Origin of the sequence: Aeromonas sp. FDAARGOS 1403 (genome assembly GCF_019047325.1) — a bacterium.
In the GTDB taxonomy this organism is placed as follows: Bacteria; Pseudomonadota; Gammaproteobacteria; order Enterobacterales; family Aeromonadaceae; genus Aeromonas; species Aeromonas dhakensis.
In genome coordinates this window covers 4,088,813-4,106,586 of record NZ_CP077249.1, presented here as the reverse complement: position 1 = coordinate 4,106,586, position 17,774 = coordinate 4,088,813, and the positions used below count along the sequence as shown (strand labels likewise).

Here is a 17,774-nt window from a genome sequence, read left to right as displayed (position 1 = left end):
GTAACTGACAAGCTTGATGGGGATTGGCATTCAAATTGCAGTTCCTCTGTCAGAGTCATCAGTTTGACGGAGGATCCCATGGATCACCTGCTATACATCGCCATGTCCGGGGCCAAGGAGAGCATGAACAGCCTGGCTGTGCGAAGCAACAACCTGGCCAACGCCAACACCACCGGCTTCAAGTCTGACTTCGAGCAGGCGCGCAGCATGCAGGCGTTTGGCGAAGGGCTGCCCACCCGGGTGTTCGCCATGGCGGAGCGGCCGGGACAGAACCTGCAGCACGGCATGCTGATGACCACGGGTCGGGATCTTGACGTTGCCGTCGACGGCCCGGGCTGGATTGCGGTGCAGGATCCCAAGGGCGGTGAAGCCTATACCCGCATGGGCAACCTGCAGCTCAGTGCCACCGGCAATCTGCAGACCTCCACCGGCTTGAACGTGGTGGACGACGGCGGCCAGCCCATCGTGCTGCCGCTGCCGATGGAGAAGATCGAAATCAACCGGGACGGCACCATCAGCGGCCGTCCGGAGGGGGCCGCCCCCAACCTGCCGGAGGAGTATCAGCGCATCAAGCTGGTCAACCCGGCAGCCGATGCGGTGGAGAAGGGGCAGGATGGCCTGTTCCGTCGCAAGGATGGCCAGAATGAAGCGGCGTCGGCCAATGTGGGCCTCATCGCCGGCTCCCTCGAGGGGAGCAACGTCAACGTGGTCGATGAAATGACCAACCTTATTCGCTTGCAACGTCAGTTCGAAACCCAGGTCAAAATCATGAAGACCGCGGAAGAGAATGACGAGGCCCAAACCCAGCTGCTGCGTATCAGCTAACCAAGGAGTTTTACATGAACCCTGCACTCTGGATCAGCAAGACCGGGTTGGATGCACAGCAGACCAATATCTCGGTTACCTCGAACAACCTGGCGAACGCCAGCACCGTGGGTTACAAAAAATCCCGGGCCATCTTCGAGGATCTGCTCTATCAAAACATCAATCAGCCGGGCGGTCGCTCGTCGGCCGACACCGAGCTCCCCTCCGGCCTGATGCTGGGGGCGGGTGCCAAGGTGGTGGCCACTCAGAAGAATCACAGCCAGGGTAACGTGCAGACCACCGACAACTCGCTGGATCTGATGATAAGTGGCCGCGGCTATTTCGAAATCCAGCTGCCGGACGGCAGCGCCGCCTATACCCGCAACGGCCAGTTCACCCTCAACGATGAAGGGACCATAGTCACGCCGGGCAACGGTTATCCGCTGCAGCCGGAGATCCAGATCCCCGAGAACGCCCAGAGCGTCACCATAGGGGAAGATGGTCAGGTCTCGGTGCAGCTCAAGGGGGATGGCGCTTCCCAGGTCATCGGCCAGATCAATACCAGCGACTTCGTCAATGCCTCCGGCTTGCAGCCGATGGGGGAGAACATGTTTGTCGAGACCCAGTCCAGTGGTGCCCCCATTCAGGGGGTGGCCGGCACGGACGGGCTTGGGGTGATCAAGCAGGGCATGCTGGAGACCTCCAACGTCAACGTGACCGAAGAGTTGGTCAACCTGATCCAGGCCCAGCGGGTGTACGAGATGAACTCCAAGGTTCTCTCGGCGGTGGACGGCATGATGTCCTTCCTGATCCAGCGCACATAAGTAGGAGGCGCACCATGAAAGCCATATGGATGCTGGGACTGATGGTATTGGGGGGCTGCAGCAGCACCCCGAATACCCCCAAGCCCGATGATCCCGAGTTTGCCCCCGTCTACGGGGAGTCGGAGCCGGTCTCGGTCAGACCGACCGGGGCGATTTTCCAGCCCGATCAGGTCAACGGCATCTACTCAGACATCAAGGCTCACAAGGTGGGTGACATCATCACCATCGAGCTGGCCGAGTCCACCTCTGCCTCCAAGAAGGCCAATACCCAGAGCGGCAAGGACAACAAGCTGACGATGAACACGGCGATGCTGGGTGGCGTGCCGGTAACGGCCGGCCCCTATGATCTGTCTGCCTCCCTTGGCCAGAATGGGGCTTTCAAGGGGCAGGCCAAGGCGGATCAGAGCAACAGTCTGCAGGGCAACATCTCCGTCAGCGTGGCCAAGGTACTGCCCAACGGCAACCTGCTGGTGCGTGGCGAGAAGTGGATCATGCTCAACAACGGCAATGAATATATCCGGATCACCGGCATGATCCGCCCCGAGGACGTGACCACGGACAACAGCGTCTCCTCCCAGAAGGTGGCCAATGCCCGCATCCATTACGGTGGTACCGGCGATCTGGCCAACAGCCAGGAACAGGGGTGGCTCACCAGCTTTTTCAATGGTCCCTGGTGGCCGCTCTAGGAGGTGTTATGAAGTCGCTCCGTCTTGTTGCCCTGTTTTGCTGCCTGTTGCCCCTGGGGATGGCTCATGCCTCCCGGATCAAGGACATCAGCTCGGTGGAAGGGGTGCGCAGCAACCAGCTGATCGGCTACGGCCTGGTGGTGGGTCTGCCCGGTACGGGTGAGAAGAGCAACGCCTTCACCGAGCAGACGTTTCGCACCATGCTGAACAACTTCGGCATCAAGGTGCCGGACAACATCAAGCCGAAGATCAAGGACGTGGCGCCGGTGGCCATCCATGCCGATCTGCCCCCTTTTTCCAAACCGGGGCAGACCATAGATGTGACCGTATCGGCCATCGGTGAGGCCAAGAGCCTGCGTGGCGGCACCCTGCTGCAAAGCTTCCTGAAAGGGCTGGATGGCCGGGTCTATGCCGTAGCGCAGGGCAGCCTGGTAGTTGGCGGGCTGGGGGCCGAGGGGGCTGACGGCTCCAAGGTGGTGGTCAATACGCCTACCGTGGGTCGCATCGCCAACGGGGCCACCGTGGAGCGGGAGGTTCCGAACTCCTTCAGCCAGGGGGATACCATCACCTTCAACCTGAATCGTCCCGACTTTACCACGGCGCGCCGGCTGGCCGACGTGGTCAACGATCTGGTCGGCCCCAATACCGCGCAGGCGCTCGATGCCACCTCGGTCAAGGTCTATGCGCCGCGGGATCCGGGCCAGCGGGTCTCCTATCTCGCCACCATCGAGAACCTGGAGGTGGATCCGGCCACCGAGGCGGCCAAGATCATCGTCAACTCCCGTACCGGCACCATCGTCATCGGCAGCCAGGTGCGGCTCAAGCCGGCGGCCATCAGCCACGGCGGCTTGACGGTCACCATCGCCGAGAATCAGCAGGTGTCCCAGCCTAATCCACTCTCGGGTGGCCAGACGGCGGTGACCAACAACTCCACCATCAATGTGCAGCAGGAGCAGGGGCGCATGTTCAAGCTGGATACCGGGGCCACCCTGGATGATCTGGTGCGGGCGGTGAACCAGGTCGGGGTGGCACCCGGTGACCTGATGGCGATCCTGGAGGCGCTGCAGCAGGCTGGCGCCATCGAAGGCCAGCTGGTCATACTGTAATCAACAAGCGGCAAGGGGTTGCCACGGGCGGCAATGAGGTAAGCAAAATGGCAGAGTTAGATAACAACGGCGGCGTGAATCTGGGCATGGTACAGGACATCCAGAACCTGGATCGCCTGCGCCAGTTGAGCCAGAGCAAGGAGGGGAAAGCGGATGCGCTGATGGCCGCCTCCCGCCAGTTCGAGTCCATTTTTACCCAGACCCTGTTCCAGAGCATGCGCCAGGCCAACCAGGTGCTGACCCAGGACAGCCCTTTCAACAGCAGCTACACCCAGTTCTACGAGGGGATGCTGGACGAGCAGCGGGTCGCCGACATGTCGAGCAAGGGGGGGATCGGTCTGGCCGCCATGGTGGCCAAGCAGCTCTCGCCGGAGACCTTCACCCATCACGACGGGCGGGTGCTCAAGATGCCCCAGCGTACCGAGCGGGTCTACAAACCCTATCAGCCGCCCACCTCCGCCGCCAACGATCTCATCTCCGCCTCAAAAGTTGGCAAAGATTTTGCTGAGAAAGAGATGCAAGGGGATACTCAGCCTCAGACAGTACTGCATCGTACCCGCCGAACCGTACCGCCCATGGGGCCGGCGGCAGAGGCACACGGCATGCGCAGTCACAAGGCGCTGGATGATACCGCGCAGGTGTTCGACTCCCCTGAAGAGTTTGTCGATCGACTGATGCCGCTGGCCAAGAAGGCGGCCGCCAAGCTGGGGTTGAGCCCGGCGGTGCTAGTGGCGCAGGCCGCACTGGAAAGCGGCTGGGGCAAACGGGTGATCAAGAACGGGGAGGGGCAGGTGACCCACAACCTGTTCGGCATCAAGGCCGACCCGCGCTGGGAAGGGCCCAAGACGGTGGTCAGCACCCTGGAATACGAAAAAGGAGTGGCATCGCGCCAGAAGGCCGCGTTTCGCTCTTACGAGTCGTTCGAAGAGAGCTTCAACGACTATGTCGATTTCCTGACATCGGGCTCCCGCTACAAGGGGGCACTGGCCAAGGTGGACAGTCCGGATCGCTATTTCGAAGCCTTGCAACAGGCCGGATACGCCACCGACCCGTATTATGCCAGGAAACTGAAACAGGTATTGCGCAGTGATGCCATTGCCGGCTACTCCGCGACCAACACGACAGAAATGGAGCTGTAAGTCATGGCAAGCGATCTGCTTGGAATTGGTACCTCGGGTGTGATGGCCCAGCAGCGGCTGCTGCAGACCACCAGTAACAACATCGTCAACGTCAATAGCCAGGGCTATGTGCGTGAACGTACCCTGATCTATACCAATGCCAACGGACTCGGCACCGGAGACATGCTGACCGAGCGGGTCATCAACGCCTATGCCCAAGGGGAGGTCAGACGCGACACTTCGGCCTTTTATGCCTCTTCCACCCGTTATCAGCAGCTCGCCAACACCGACACCCTGCTGGGGGACACCAGCAACAGCGTCGGTGCCGCCATCAGCTCCTATTTCGAGGGGTTCCATACCGCCAACGAAGCCCCCGCCGACATCTCGGGCCGCAAGACCACCCTGAGCGGGCTGAGTGGCATGGTGAACCGCTTTCATACCCTGTCGGCCCAGCTGGACAAGCAAACCGACACCATCAACACCACCATCGGTGACGAAGCCAAGCGGGTGAACAGCCTGATCAACAGCATCAACGATCTGAACCAGGCCATCATTCGCACTCAGGGCACGCCGGAAGAGAACCTGATGCTGTTCGATCAGCGGGACGAGGCCATTCGCCAGCTCTCCGAGAAGATGGAGATCCGCACCGTGCCGCAGGACAACGGCAGCATGCTGGTCAACATGAGCACAGGCCACTCCTTGGTGCTCAACGGCAGCGTTGCCCAGCTCAGCGTGGTGCCGGGCAATCCCGATGCCCGTGAGTCCGAGTTGCAGCTGGTCATGGATCCCAACAAGGTCGCCCTCAATGACAAGGACATAGGCGGCGGGATAGGGGGGCTCTTCTCTGCCCGCAACGATCTGGAGCCGGCCAAGCGCGAGCTGGGTCAGCTGGCGGCCGCCATGGCGGATGCCATGAACCAGCAAAACCGGTTGGGGATGGATCTGGACAACGAGCTGGGGGGGGACCTCTTCTCTCTCGGCACGAGCGATGGCCTGCCCTACAGCCAGAATACCGGCAACGCTACCGCCAAGGTGAGCTTCGTGCCCGGCAAGGGGACGGAAGTGACCACCTTCGACTACGAGGTGCAGTTCAGCAGTGCCACCGGCTACGAGGTGTTTTCGGTGGACAAGGATGGCAACCGCACCTCGCTGGCCACCGGCACCACGCCACCCGCCACCGTGCAGGTGGCGGGGCACGGCATCCAGTTCGATCTCTCCGGCACGCCGGCGGCGGGGGACAGGATCCTGCTGCAACCCACCAAGCGGGCGGCTGCCGGCCTGGACCAGCTGGTGACCCGGGCCGAAGATCTGGCGCTGGCATCGCCGCTCAAGGCGGATAAAGGCAAAAACAACTTCGGTTCGGGCGAGATCAAGCTCACTGGCATCACCAATACCGGCGCCGGTTCCGGCTTTGGCACCAACAGCCTAGATCCGGCCTCACCTCAGGTGGTGAAGATAGATGGCAGCGGCAACTATCAGGTCTATGCCGCGGACGGTACCACCCTGATCGGGGTTGCCCCCGCCGCCAGCAAGGGGCAGAACCTGATGGCGGCCCTAGAGAATCCGCTCGGTGGCCCCAAGGTGTATGCCACTCCGACCCAGACCCCGGGTTATGAGTTCAGCATCACCGGCAAGGTGGAAGCCAATGACAGCTTCACCCTGAGCTACAACACCGACGGCTTTGCCGACAACGCCAATGGCCTGGCGCTGGCCGAACTGCAAAACAAGGATCTGGTGCGCAAGAGTAGCAATGCCGGCACCAGCAACGACAAGATGACCTTCAACGAGGCCTATTCCAGCCTGGTGACCGGGGTGGGCAACACCACCAGCCAGGCCAAGAGCCAGCTCAAGGCCGATGAAACGAAATTGACCCAGAGCAGGGGGATTTTCGAGAGTGTCTCCGGCGTCAGTCTGGAGGAGGAGGCGGCCAACCTGATCCGCTATCAGCAGTCCTATGCCGCCTCCGCCCAGATCGTCAGCACCGCCAAGACCATCTTCGACACCCTGCTGTCATCAGTGAGGTAACCCGATGCGTATCACTACCAACATGGTCTATGACCGCAACATCTCCTCGCTGAACAGTGCCAACGAGCGGCTGAGTACGGCCTATGAGCAACTGATGACGGGGGAGAAGTTCAAGTCGGCGGGGGAGGACCCTTCCGGCATGAGCCAGAAGCTGGCGCTGACCAAGGAGATCGATCTCTTCAAGCAGTACGGGGTCAACGGCAGCCTGCTGGAAAACAGCCTGGGCCACGAGGAGACGGTGCTGACCGCTCTCAATACCGCCATGACCAGCGCCCAGACCCTGATCCAGAAGGCGAACGACTCGGCGGTGGGGTACGAGGATCGCCAGGCCATCGCCAGCGAGCTGGAGGGGCTGCAAAAGCAGATGTTCGACCTGATGAACAGCAAGAACTCCCAGGGCGAATATATCTTTGGTGGCAACCAGAGCAAGACCCAGCCCTTCATTCAGGATGCCAGCGGCAACTACATCTTTCAGGGGGATACCGGTCAGCGCAAGATCCAGGTGTCACCGACGGTGCAGATTGCCGCCAACGATTCTGGCTTCAACCTGTTTGAAATCGTGCCGACCCGTCGTACCAGTAGCGCGGGGAGCGCCAATATTCAGGTCGGGGTGGCCGATCAGGGCCACTTCGACAGTTTTTACCGCAACAACTATGACCCTTCGCTCGCCAGCAACCAGTACACGGTGAACACCATCGCTGGCACGCCGGATACCTACGAGATCAGGGATGGTGGCGGTACCCTGCTGCAAAGCGGCGACTATGTGGCGGGCAACAAGATCCCCTTCAACGGGCTGGAGCTGACTCTGTCGCTGCCGGCGGGGGGGGCCGCGCAAAACTTCGTGCTGGATCCGCCCCAGAACAACAACATCCTGGATGGCATGTCCGATTTCATCACGGCGCTGCGGGATCCCAACATCACGCCGGATACCTTCCAGCTGAAGGTGGCGGATGCCACCGCCCACATGAAGAATGCCCGTCTGAACGTGGATCAGGGGCTGGGGGAGATCGGCGGGCGCATGAACGGGCTGGAGCAGGTGATGGGTTCGAACGAAGGCTTGAGTACCCTCAACCAGCAGGCGAGGGCCAAGGTCTCCGAAGCGGATCTCTACGAGGTGATCGCCACCCTGTCGAAAGAGGATGCGGCCCTGAGCGCCACCCAGCTCTCTTTCAGCAAGATCAGCAAGTTGACCCTGTTCGACTACATCCGCTGAGCTTTTTTCATCGCTTGCGGCCCTGGCTGGCCGCAAGCGATGGTTGCCGTTCCAGTCCCTTTTTTTCGCTTTTTTATCCTCATTCAACTCCCCTTGCCAACCAATTGTAACAAGCTGTTGCCATGGGCCATTTAGCCCCTTGCCCCGGGTTGACTCCTATTGAGCGTTCGATAATCATGCTGCCCGCACAACAGAGGGTTGTGCGACTATTTGCAGCATCTCGTTAGGCGAGGCTCCTGTATAAACACAGGCCACTGATCTCACGACGTCCAGAGACGCCCAAGATCAGGACAGTTTTCATCGGATTAAGGTGTAAACCCAAGTGGCTTCCGGCATGCCGGATACGTTATGCAGTGCTAAAGCTGGTACGTGGGGATGATGACACGCCGAACGGCGTCATTTCCTGCCTATTACTCGTCAATCAAATTGCTGTTTTCTTTCAGACGGCGACGGATCACCGTTCGCGCTCAGGCTTGCCTGAAATCACATGAGGTCATTTGTGATGAAGAAAACACAGACACTACTCAATCGTCACCAACTGCTCGATCTGGCCGCCCTGCAGGGCTGGCTGGAGCACAACCTGGATCCGGTTCAGCGCGCCGATCAACTGCTGACCCTGCGTCCGGAAGAGCTCAACTGCATCTTCGATACCCTGCCCATCAACGAGGGGGCTGCACTGCTCGGCTCGCTGTCGGCGGAGTGTGCCGGCCGGCTGCTGATGCGACTGCATGTCAGCATCGTCAGCCTGTTGCAGGGGGCCATGCCCCGTCGCGACATGCTGGCCATTCTGCGCCGGTTGGGAAGCAGTGATCGCACCATGCTGCTTGCCCGCTTCCCGGAGCAGGTACAGTCCACCTTCTACTCCCTGCTCGACTGGCCGACCGAATCGGTGGGCGCCAACATGCGCCACGAGTTTCTGGCCATCGGCGATCAGGAGACGGTGGGCAGTGCCAAGCAGCTGATCCACGATGCCTGGGACAACGCCCAGCTGTTCCAGAACCTCTATGTGGTCAACAACGACAAACGCCTGCTCGGCAGCATCTCGCTCAAATCCCTGCTGATTGCCGACCCGCAACTGCCGGTGAGCGAGCTGATGGACCGGGAGGTGGTGCGCATCAACGCTCGGGCGGATCAGGAGCTGGCCGCCCGCCTGCTGATCGATCGTGACCTCTCGACCCTGCCGGTGGAGGATCAGGGCAAGCTGGTGGGCATCTTCCACGTGGACGATGCCGCCGACATCCTGGAGCTCGAATCCACCGAGGATGCGGAGATGCAGGGGGGCTCCTCGCCGCTCGATACTCCCTATCTGCAGGCGACCCCCTGGCAGCTGTGGCGCAAGCGGGTGGGCTGGCTGCTGATCCTGTTCGTGGCCGAAGCCTATACAGGTACCGTGCTGCGGGCCTTTGAAGAGCAGCTGGAAGCCGCCATCGCGCTGGCCTTCTTCATCCCGCTGCTGATCGGCACCGGCGGCAACAGCGGCACCCAGATCACCACCACTATTGTCCGTGCCATGGCGGTGGGGGAGGTGAGCCTGCGCAACCTCGGCACCGTGCTGAAAAAGGAGATCTCCACCGGTCTGCTCATCTCGGCCGCCATCGCGCTGGCAGCCTGGGTGCGGGCCTGGAGCTTAGGGGTCGGTCCCCAGATCGGCATGGTCGTCACCCTGACCATCATCGCCATCGTGCTGTGGAGCGCCACCGTCGCCTCTGTGATCCCCATGGTGCTGCGTCGTTTTCGCATCGACCCGGCGGTGGTGTCCGCCCCCTTCATCGCCACCCTGGTGGACGGCACCGGTCTTATCATCTACTTCGAGATTGCCAAGCTGCTGTTGCCCGAGCTGCAGTAAGTCGCCATCTGAGAAAACGCAAAAGGCAGCCCATGGGCTGCCTTTTTTGCATCCGTCGCCCGCGCTCAGCCGAGCTGGAACAGCAGCGGCCAGCCCTGCTCCTGGCAATAGCGGTGCTCCTTCTCCAGATTCTGCATCAGCAATTTGTTCTCCTCGCACCAGTCGAGCGGCAGGGTCACCACCAGCTGATCGCCTTGCGCCGCGACTTTCCACTCGGGCAACAGGTTGTCCTGACGCCTGTGGTGGGCGGCCACCGCGAGGCGCAGGATGCGGATGCAGCGCAGCACCGTCAGCTCGTCGTGGTTGGGCAGGGCGGGCAGCTCGGCGAGCTTGAGCCCCTTGCGCTGGAAGCGCACCAGGGCAGCCAGCAGGGCCTGATCGTCCTGGTTAAAGCCGGGCAGATCGGTGTGCTGCAGGATATAGGCGGAGTGGCGGTGGATGCCGCTGTAGTTGATGGCAAGGCCAATCTCGTGCAGCCGCGCTGCCCAGCCGAGGATGGCGCGATAGGGCTCTACCGGCAGTTGCCATGGCACCTGCAGGGCATCAAACAGAGTCAGCACGCTCTGCTCCACCCGGGCGGCCTGCTTTCGGTCCAGCCGGTAGTGGGTGCCGAGGGCCTGGGCGGTGCGCTCGCGAATGTCGTGGTGCTGCAGCCGTTCCTCGAACTCATACAGCAAGCCTTCGCGCAGGGCGCCGTCGGAGTACTCCATCCGCTCGATGGGCAGGGAGGTGAAGAGCCCGATCAGGATGGCGACCGCGGCGGCAAACACCTCCTGGCGCTCTTCGGTGAGGCCGGCCAGTTTAAGATCGCCGACCCGCTTGTGGGCCAGCATCTCCCGTTTGAGCTGCTCCAGCCCGGCGAGCGTGATGCTGCCGTCGGTCCAGCCCTCACCCTGCAGTACATCGCGCACGGTGCGGATCGATCCCGAACTGCCGAGGCAGCTCTGCCAGCCCAGCTTGCGGTACTGGTTGATGATGGGGGCGAGCTGGTGCTGAGCCTCCAGCACGGCGCCATTGAAGGCTTTTTCGCCGAGCTTGCCGTTGGCAAAGAAGCTCTGGGTGAAGCTGACGCAGCCCATCTTGCGGCTGGTGAGCGCCTTGTGTTCGAACCCTTCGCCGATGATGAGCTCGGTGCTGCCGCCGCCGATGTCCACCACCAGCACCTGTCCCTCGATGTGCTGGGTATGGGCGACCCCCTGATAGATGAGGCGCGCCTCCTCCTGGCCGCTGATGATCTCGATGGGGTGGTTGAGCACCTTGGCCGCCTCGCTCACAAACTCGCGGGCATTGCTGGCGCGGCGCAACGTGTAGGTACCGGCGATGCGGATCTGATCCGGATTGATGTTGGTAAGCCGCTCGGCAAAGATCGACAGGCAGGCGAGGCCGCGAGCCATCGCCTCCGGGCTCATCCGCTTGTGGGCATCCATCCCGTCGGCCAGCCGCACCCGCTCTTTGATGCGATCGACGATGCGAAAGCGCCCCTCGCTGAGATGGGCGATCACCATGTGAAAGCTGTTCGAGCCGAGATCGACGGCGGCGTACAGGCTATTGTCCATTGTTTGACTCTATGCGTTTGAGGTAGTCGTAAATCGCGACCTGGGAGCGAATTTTGCGGCGGTTGCCCCGCTTCACGTATTCGTTCTTCTGGTCGGCATCGATGACCCGCGCCTTGCAGGTGTCACTCAGTTGTAGCTCGAGAATATCCAGGATGCGCTGCTTGAGGCGCTCGTCGTAGATGGGGGTGCCCACCTCGATGCGACCGTCAATGTTGCGGCTCATCCAGTCGGCGCTGGAGATATAGAGCTGGGGGTTGCCCCGGTTGTGGAACACCATCACCCGCGGATGTTCGAGGAAGCGGTCGATGATGCTGATGACTCGGATGTTGTCGCTAAGACCCGGTACCCCGGGGCGCAGGGCGCACATGCCGCGGATGATCATCTGGATGGGCACCCCGGCCTGACCGGCGGCGTAGAGCCGGTTGATGAGATCCCTGTCCACCAGGTTGTTGATCTTGAGGGTGATGCCGCAAGGCTGCCCCGCCTTGGCGTTGGTGAGCTCGTTGTCGATGAGCCGATAGAGCTGGCGCCGGCTGTTGATGGGGGAGACCAGCAGGTGATTGAACTTGTAGCGCCGGTAGGGGTATTCGATGTATTCGAACACGCTCTCCACCTCGGCGGTGATGTCTGGGTGGCGGGTCAGCAGGGAGAAGTCGGTGTAGATCTTGGCGGTCTTCTCGTTGAAGTTGCCGGTGCCGATGTGGGCATAGCGCACCGCCTCGCCATTCTCGTGGCGGGTGATGAGGCAGAGCTTGGAGTGGATCTTGAGGCTCGGCACCCCGAACACCACCTTGACCCCCGCATTGGTCAGGATATTGGCCCAGTCGATGTTGGCCGCCTCGTCGAAGCGGGCGCGCAGCTCCACCACCACGGTCACCTTCTTGCCGTTGTTGGCGGCATCGATGAGGGAGTGGATGATGCGCGACTTCTTGGCCACCCGGTAGATATTGATGCGAATGGCGCTCACCGCCGGATCGAACGCCGCCTGGCGCACCAGCTCGGTGAAGTGGTGGAACTTGTGGTACGGGTAGTAGAGCAGTATGTCCTGCTTGGTGATGGCGTCGAAGGCGTTGACGAAACCGTCGAAGTCGCGGCAATCGAGGGCCGGCAGCTTGGGGTTCTCCAGATAGTCCCGACCCACGTTGGGGAAGCCGATGAAATCCTTGAAGTTGTGATAGCGCCCGCCCGGCATGATGGCGTCGTAGGAGCTGATCTGCAGCTTGAGCTTCAAGAAGCTTATCATGGCTGCCGGCATCTCCCGCTCGTAGACGAAGCGCACCGGCATGGCGGTGAGGCGCTGTTTCAAGCCATCACTCATCTTGTCCACCAGGCTGAGGTCGAGCTGGTCGGAGAGGTCATACTCGGCATCCCGGGTCAGCTTGACCGCGTAGGCGGCAATCTCGTCGTAATCGAAGAAGCCCTTGAAGATCTCGTCCAGACAGAAGCGGATGACGTTGTCCAGGATGATGATCTGCTTCTTGCGGCGGGTGCCCTCCGGCGGCAGCTGGAAGAAGCGGGGCAGATCGTCGGTCGGCACCTCTACCAGGGCGTACTGGATCACCTGGCCGTTCTTCTTCATCTCGATGGCGAGATAGGTGTACTCGTCTTTCAGGAACTTGACCGGGTTGACCTCCTTGTTGAGCAGGATCGGGATGATGTGGCGCAGCACCTTCTCCTTGAAGAAGACCCGCAGCCACTGCTGGATGGATTCGGAGAGCTGGTTCTCGTTGACCAGGAAGATGTTGTGGCGGGCCAGCGCGATCAGCAGCTCCTTGTAGGTGTTGTCGAACGCCTCGCCGAGCGCCATCACCTTCTGCTGGATGGCCCGCAGCAACACCTTGGCCTCGTCGTCGCCGCCGTGCACCTCGTTGATCAGGATGCGGCGCTTGACGTCCGACACCCGTACCTTGAAGAACTCGTCCTGGTTGGAGGAGAAGATCCCCAGAAAACGGACCCGCTCGATGAGCGGGACCGTCTTGTCCATCGCCTCTTGCAACACCCGTTCATTGAATGAGAGCCAACTCAGCTCCTTCTCTTCATACTGCTTGTCGGTGCTCATGTGATGCCTCTGTGGTCAGGTCGCGTCTGCGCGGCAGTTATGGCGTGGAAATATGACAGATTGATGACCATCCGCTCAGTCGATGAAGGCCTGGTCGATGTCGACCACCAGATCGTCGGAGAGGGACTCCAGCGCACTGATGAGATCCCCCAGTTCGAGCCGGGGCGGCAGCGCCACCAGGGCGTGGGCGTAGAAGAGCGGGGCGCCCGAGTGGGGGGCGGGCTCGCAGCCGGTGGTGAGGTCGGCCACGTTGACGTTGAGCTGGCGCAAGATGCTGGCCACCTCGTGGACGATGCCGGCCCGGTCGTTGCCGGTGACGCTGACCATCACCTGCCGCTCTGGCTCCTGGCTGAGCTGGCCTTCGGCGAAGCTGACGGTGAGGCCAGGCAGCATGGCCAGTGCCTCGCACAGGCTGCGGTAGTGCTCGTCAGGCACGCTCACGTGCAGGATGCCGGCAAACTGTCCCGCCAGCTCGCTCATGGAGCTGGCCAGCCAGTTGCCCTGCTGGTGACTGATGACGTCCGCCAGACTCTCGACGATACCGGGCTTGTCCGCTCCGATCACGGTCACGACCAATTGCTTTTGCATCCTGCTCTCCTTGGAATTGGGTTTCTCCAGCATTGTGCCTGCTGTCACAGGCCATATGAAGCCCTGCTGGCAGCAAAAATGGCGAAAAAGCGCGGCGAAGAGGGGGCTGACTCCATTTCTGCACTGCCTGCGCCCGCAGCCGCGTGGTAGAGTGATGCCCCTGTTTTGTATTGTGAAACTAGCTGGCTCTGGTGAGCGGGATGTGCGCGTATGAATAGCCTTGTCGTATCGGGATTGGTGTTGTTGGTGCTGCTTCTGCTGGCGATTTTCTGGAGCAGGGGCAAGAAGGGCAAAGCGCTGCCCTATGAGCTGCAGGAGACCCTGTTCAGCCCGGCGGAGCGCTCCTTCCTCGGTGTGCTGGATCTGGCGGTGGGCGACCAGGCCCGGGTCTTTGCCAAGGTGCGGGTGGCCGATGTGCTGACGCCGGAGGCGGGGATGGGCAAGAGCAAGTGGCAGCAGGCCTTCAACAAGATCAGCACCAAGCACGTGGACTATCTGCTCTGCCACCCCTCGGATCTCTCCTTCATCTGCGCCATCGAGCTCGATGACAGCTCCCACCGTCATCAGAAGCGCAAGGCGCGGGACAGCTTCCTCAAGGCCGCCTTTGACAGCGCGGGTCTGCCGCTGCTGCAGATCCCGGCGAGCAGCCACTATCAGGTCGAGGAGCTGCGCGAACAGATCCTGCCGCTGCTGAACCGCAGTACGGATCTGCCGCAAGAGGATCTGCTGCCGGGCGAGCGCCGCGAACCTACCTTCAGCCCTCTGCAGCTGGACAGGGTCGAGGTGGAAGAGCCCCACCATGGTGGCCGAGCCCCGGCCGTGGCCCCCATCAAGGCCATCGTATCGCCACGCAGCGCGCCGCTGCCGGCGGCCGACGCCGAGCTGGTGGACAATCTGTTTGCCGAGGTGGAAGAGGACGAAGACGAGGCTCCCCATCAGGTGCCGCACTGCCCCCGTTGCGATGCGCCGCTGGTGGAGCGGGAAGCCAAGAAGGGACCCCATGCCGGCCGGCTGTTCCTGGCCTGCAGCCGCTTCCCCGAGTGCCGTTACGCCGCGCCCCACACTCACGCCCGTCATTGACCATCCCGCCTGCTTGCGGCCCGCTGCGGGCCGCAAGCGAGACGCTCTCGCTCCTGTTCCTCTCCTCCTCTTGTTTGCCCGCGGCCTGCCCGCGTTACCCAAAAAAAGTGTCGACAAAATTTATCTTGTGGCGCCGTTGGGTCGATAAACTTAGGTGAAATGCGACAAATTTTGACAATGCGTCGGAATTTTGGCACTTTGTGCATCCTGCATAAAGTGCGTGGCTTGACCACATAAGCACAATAAAACAATAAGTTACGTCGAGAATAGAGGGATGGATATGATGGCAATGGGAGTGTTGATTGTTGACGCCGATGCGCAGCGGCGCCAACAGTTGGGGACAGTTCTCTCGTTCATGGGGATCCCCTGGCAGGAGGTTGCCGAGGGTGATCTGGAGGTAGCCATCGAGTCATCCGGCCCGCTGCAGGGGGTACTGACCGGTGCCCTCAATGGCCGGCCGCTGGGCGAGCTGCTGACCGGTTTTCCCCGGGTACCCTTTCTGTCGCTGGTGGAAGCCGACTTCCCCAACAGCAACTTCATCGGGGTGGCAGAGTCCCCCTTCACCTACGAATCCCTGACCCGCCATCTGCACTTTTGCCAGGCCTTCGTCTCCCTCCATCCCCGTCAGCAGACCCACGACAAGGGGCAGGCGCTGCTGCGGCTGCTGGTGGGCAAGGGCAAGGGGATCCAGGAGGTGCGCCGGCTCATCAGCCAGGTGGCCGAGACCGATGCCAACGTGCTGATCCTCGGCGAATCGGGTACCGGCAAGGAGGTGGTGGCGCGCGCCATCCATGAACTCTCGGCCCGAAGCGCGGGCCCCTTCGTGCCCATCAACTGCGGCGCCATCCCGGCCGAGCTGCTCGAGAGCGAGCTGTTCGGCCACGAGAAGGGGGCCTTCACCGGCGCCATCGCCGCCCGGCGCGGCCGCTTCGAACTGGCCCAGGGGGGCACCCTGTTTCTCGACGAGATCGGCGACATGCCGTTGCCGATGCAGGTCAAGCTGCTGCGGGTGTTGCAGGAGCGGATGTTTGATCGGGTCGGCGGTGGCAAGCCGATTCAGGCGGACGTGCGCATCATTGCCGCCACCCACCGGGATCTGGAGGCGATGATCCGCACCCAGGTCTTCCGTGAAGATCTCTACTATCGCCTCAACGTCTTCCCCATCGAGACCCCGCCGCTGCGGGATCGGGCCGACGACATCCCGCTGCTGCTGCAGGAGCTGCTCAATCGCCACGCCGAGCTGCACCAGGGGATGATCCGCCTGACCCAGCGCGCCATGGAGTCCCTGATGCAGTATCCTTGGCCTGGCAACGTGCGCGAGCTCTCCAACCTGCTGGAGCGGCTGCTCATCCTCTACCCGCAGCAGATCGTCGATGTGGCCGACCTGCCGAGCCGCTATCGGCTGCTGCCGTGCGAGCCGCGGGACGAGCGGCTGACCGAGATGGACGAGCGCGATGCGCTGGCCGCCGTGTTCCAGGATCCGCCCGAGCTGGATCTGCCCGCCAGCCACGCCCGCGCCATGCAGCTGCCGGAGGAGGGGGTCAACCTCAAGGAGATGCTGGCTGACCTGGAAGTGGAGCTGATCCGCCAGGCGCTGGAGTCCCAGGACGGGGTGGTTGCCCGCGCTGCCGACCTGCTCGGCATGCGCCGTACCACCCTGGTGGAGAAGATGAAAAAATACGGAATGAGCAAGGAAGCATAAGGGTCAAAGCCTTGACGCCTAGCTTCAAGGCTTTGATTTTATATATAATTTTTAGTGGCATGGAAATTGAATAAGCTGACTCAGTCGCCAGTTTGAGGTCAGCTTTATGACAGCCCAGCCGCAAGAAACCCCGCTCCAGTCTCACGAGGTGAGCCAGCTTTACGCCATCTTCACGGCGCTGCCCACCGGTGTCTTGCTGCTCGACGGCGAGGGCCGGATCACCCGCGCCAATCCGGCTGCCAAGGCGCTGCTGGGGGAGCCGCTGGAAGGGCAGGCCTGGCGCCAGATCATCGACCGCTGCTTTCAGCCCCGCGAGGATGACGGCCACGAGATCTCCCTGCGCGATGGGCGCCGGGTGCAGCTGTCGACCCAGCCGCTGCCGGATCAGCCGGGCCAGCTGGTGTTCATCAACGATCTGACCGAAACCCGCCAGCTGCAAGATCGCATCAACCACATGAAGCGGCTGTCGGCCCTTGGCAACATGGCTGCCTCGCTGGCCCACCAGATCCGCACGCCGCTCTCCGCCGCCATGCTCTATGCCGCCAACCTGGCCAACCGCACCCTCAAGCCCGAATCCCGCAGCCAGTTCCAGCAAAAGCTGATGGCACGCCTGCAGGATCTCGAGAAGCAGATCAACGACATCCTGCTGTTTGCCCGCAACGGTGACAACCAGGTGGTGACCCCCACCTCGGTACAGGGACTGCTGGCCGAAGTGCAGGCGGGGGCCGAAGCCTTCTGCGCCCAGCAGGGCTGCGAGCTGCACATGGAGGCGCCGGAGCCTGATCTCTGCCTGCTGGCCAACAACAGCGCGCTGGCGGGAGCCGTCAACAACCTCATCGCCAACGCCCAGCAGGCGGGGGCAACCTCCTTGCTGGTGAGCGCGGTGCGCAGCGGCGCCCGGGTGGAGCTGCGCATCCTCGACAACGGCAAAGGGATGCCCGCCCACCTGCTGAGCCAGATCTTCGAACCCTTCTTTACCACCCGATCCCAGGGCACAGGCCTTGGGCTGGCGGTGGTGCAATCCGTCGTCCGTGCCCATCAGGGGGAGGTCAGCGTGGCCTCGGTCCCCGGTGAGGGCACCTGTTTTACCCTGTCGTTCCCCCTGCATCAGCAGGCGGTGCCGCTCGGAGGTGTCGCATGAGCCACGTTGAGCGTCAGCGCCATCCG

General features: G+C 62.0%; 14 protein-coding genes and 1 riboswitch. Of the genes, 11 read left to right on the top strand and 3 right to left on the bottom strand.

What is annotated here, in order from left to right; all coding sequences use genetic code 11:
- Positions 1-78 precede the first annotated feature (78 nt).
- The 8 genes from flgF (at position 79) to mgtE (ending at position 9,622) form a co-directional block, all read left to right on the top strand.
- Positions 79-825: a flagellar basal-body rod protein FlgF gene (flgF, locus tag I6L33_RS18810; RefSeq protein WP_005302763.1), complete on the top strand. Its 747-nt coding sequence runs from the start codon at positions 79-81 to the stop codon at positions 823-825.
- A 14-nt stretch (positions 826-839) separates the two neighbouring features.
- A complete protein-coding gene (gene flgG / locus I6L33_RS18805; RefSeq protein ID WP_005302762.1) occupies positions 840-1,628 on the top strand; it encodes a flagellar basal-body rod protein FlgG in 789 nt (262 codons plus the stop codon).
- 14 nt (positions 1,629-1,642) lie between these two features.
- Complete coding sequence (gene flgH, locus I6L33_RS18800) at positions 1,643-2,314, top strand: flagellar basal body L-ring protein FlgH (RefSeq protein WP_005302761.1); 672 nt, start codon at positions 1,643-1,645, stop codon at positions 2,312-2,314.
- A gap of 8 nt (positions 2,315-2,322) precedes the next feature.
- Positions 2,323-3,420, top strand: coding sequence for a flagellar basal body P-ring protein FlgI (locus I6L33_RS18795; RefSeq protein WP_010633466.1), 1,098 nt, complete (start codon positions 2,323-2,325; stop codon positions 3,418-3,420).
- 47 nt (positions 3,421-3,467) lie between these two features.
- A complete protein-coding gene (gene flgJ / locus I6L33_RS18790; protein WP_216973105.1) occupies positions 3,468-4,559 on the top strand; it encodes a flagellar assembly peptidoglycan hydrolase FlgJ in 1,092 nt (363 codons plus the stop codon).
- 3 nt (positions 4,560-4,562) lie between these two features.
- The gene (locus I6L33_RS18785; RefSeq protein ID WP_025201428.1) at positions 4,563-6,563 is read left to right on the top strand and encodes a flagellar basal body rod C-terminal domain-containing protein; all 2,001 of its coding nucleotides are present in this window, start codon (positions 4,563-4,565) and stop codon (positions 6,561-6,563) included.
- A gap of 4 nt (positions 6,564-6,567) precedes the next feature.
- Positions 6,568-7,776, top strand: a complete 1,209-nt coding sequence (flgL, locus tag I6L33_RS18780) for a flagellar hook-associated protein FlgL (protein WP_017782329.1) — start codon at positions 6,568-6,570, stop codon at positions 7,774-7,776.
- Positions 7,777-7,988: 212 nt separating this feature from the next.
- Positions 7,989-8,158, top strand: a riboswitch (M-box (ykoK) riboswitch).
- 120 nt (positions 8,159-8,278) lie between these two features.
- On the top strand, positions 8,279-9,622 hold the full coding sequence (mgtE, locus tag I6L33_RS18775; RefSeq protein ID WP_005302756.1) for a magnesium transporter: 1,344 nt from the start codon (positions 8,279-8,281) through the stop codon (positions 9,620-9,622).
- 65 nt (positions 9,623-9,687) lie between these two features.
- On the opposite strand, the gene ppx is transcribed toward mgtE, so the two are convergent.
- The 3 genes from ppx to I6L33_RS18760 form a co-directional block, all read right to left on the bottom strand.
- Positions 9,688-11,178, bottom strand: a complete 1,491-nt coding sequence (gene ppx, locus I6L33_RS18770; RefSeq protein ID WP_216973104.1) for an exopolyphosphatase — start codon at positions 11,176-11,178, stop codon at positions 9,688-9,690.
- Complete coding sequence (ppk1, locus tag I6L33_RS18765; RefSeq protein ID WP_216973103.1) at positions 11,168-13,237, bottom strand: polyphosphate kinase 1; 2,070 nt, start codon at positions 13,235-13,237, stop codon at positions 11,168-11,170. The genes ppx and ppk1 overlap by 11 nt, the downstream gene beginning before the upstream one ends.
- Positions 13,238-13,312: 75 nt before the next feature.
- Positions 13,313-13,825 (bottom strand): glycine cleavage system protein R, encoded by a 513-nt coding sequence (locus I6L33_RS18760; RefSeq protein WP_005302753.1) that lies wholly within the window; start codon positions 13,823-13,825, stop codon positions 13,313-13,315.
- 210 nt (positions 13,826-14,035) lie between these two features.
- On the opposite strand from I6L33_RS18760, the gene I6L33_RS18755 reads away from it, so the two are divergent.
- From I6L33_RS18755 to I6L33_RS18745, 3 genes are all read left to right on the top strand, one after another.
- Complete coding sequence (locus I6L33_RS18755; protein WP_043158610.1) at positions 14,036-14,905, top strand: DUF2726 domain-containing protein; 870 nt, start codon at positions 14,036-14,038, stop codon at positions 14,903-14,905.
- 280 nt (positions 14,906-15,185) lie between these two features.
- Complete coding sequence (locus tag I6L33_RS18750) at positions 15,186-16,607, top strand: sigma-54 dependent transcriptional regulator (RefSeq protein ID WP_005302751.1); 1,422 nt, start codon at positions 15,186-15,188, stop codon at positions 16,605-16,607.
- A gap of 106 nt (positions 16,608-16,713) precedes the next feature.
- Positions 16,714-17,748 (top strand): sensor histidine kinase, encoded by a 1,035-nt coding sequence (locus I6L33_RS18745; protein ID WP_017782332.1) that lies wholly within the window; start codon positions 16,714-16,716, stop codon positions 17,746-17,748.
- Positions 17,749-17,774: the final 26 nt, after the last annotated feature.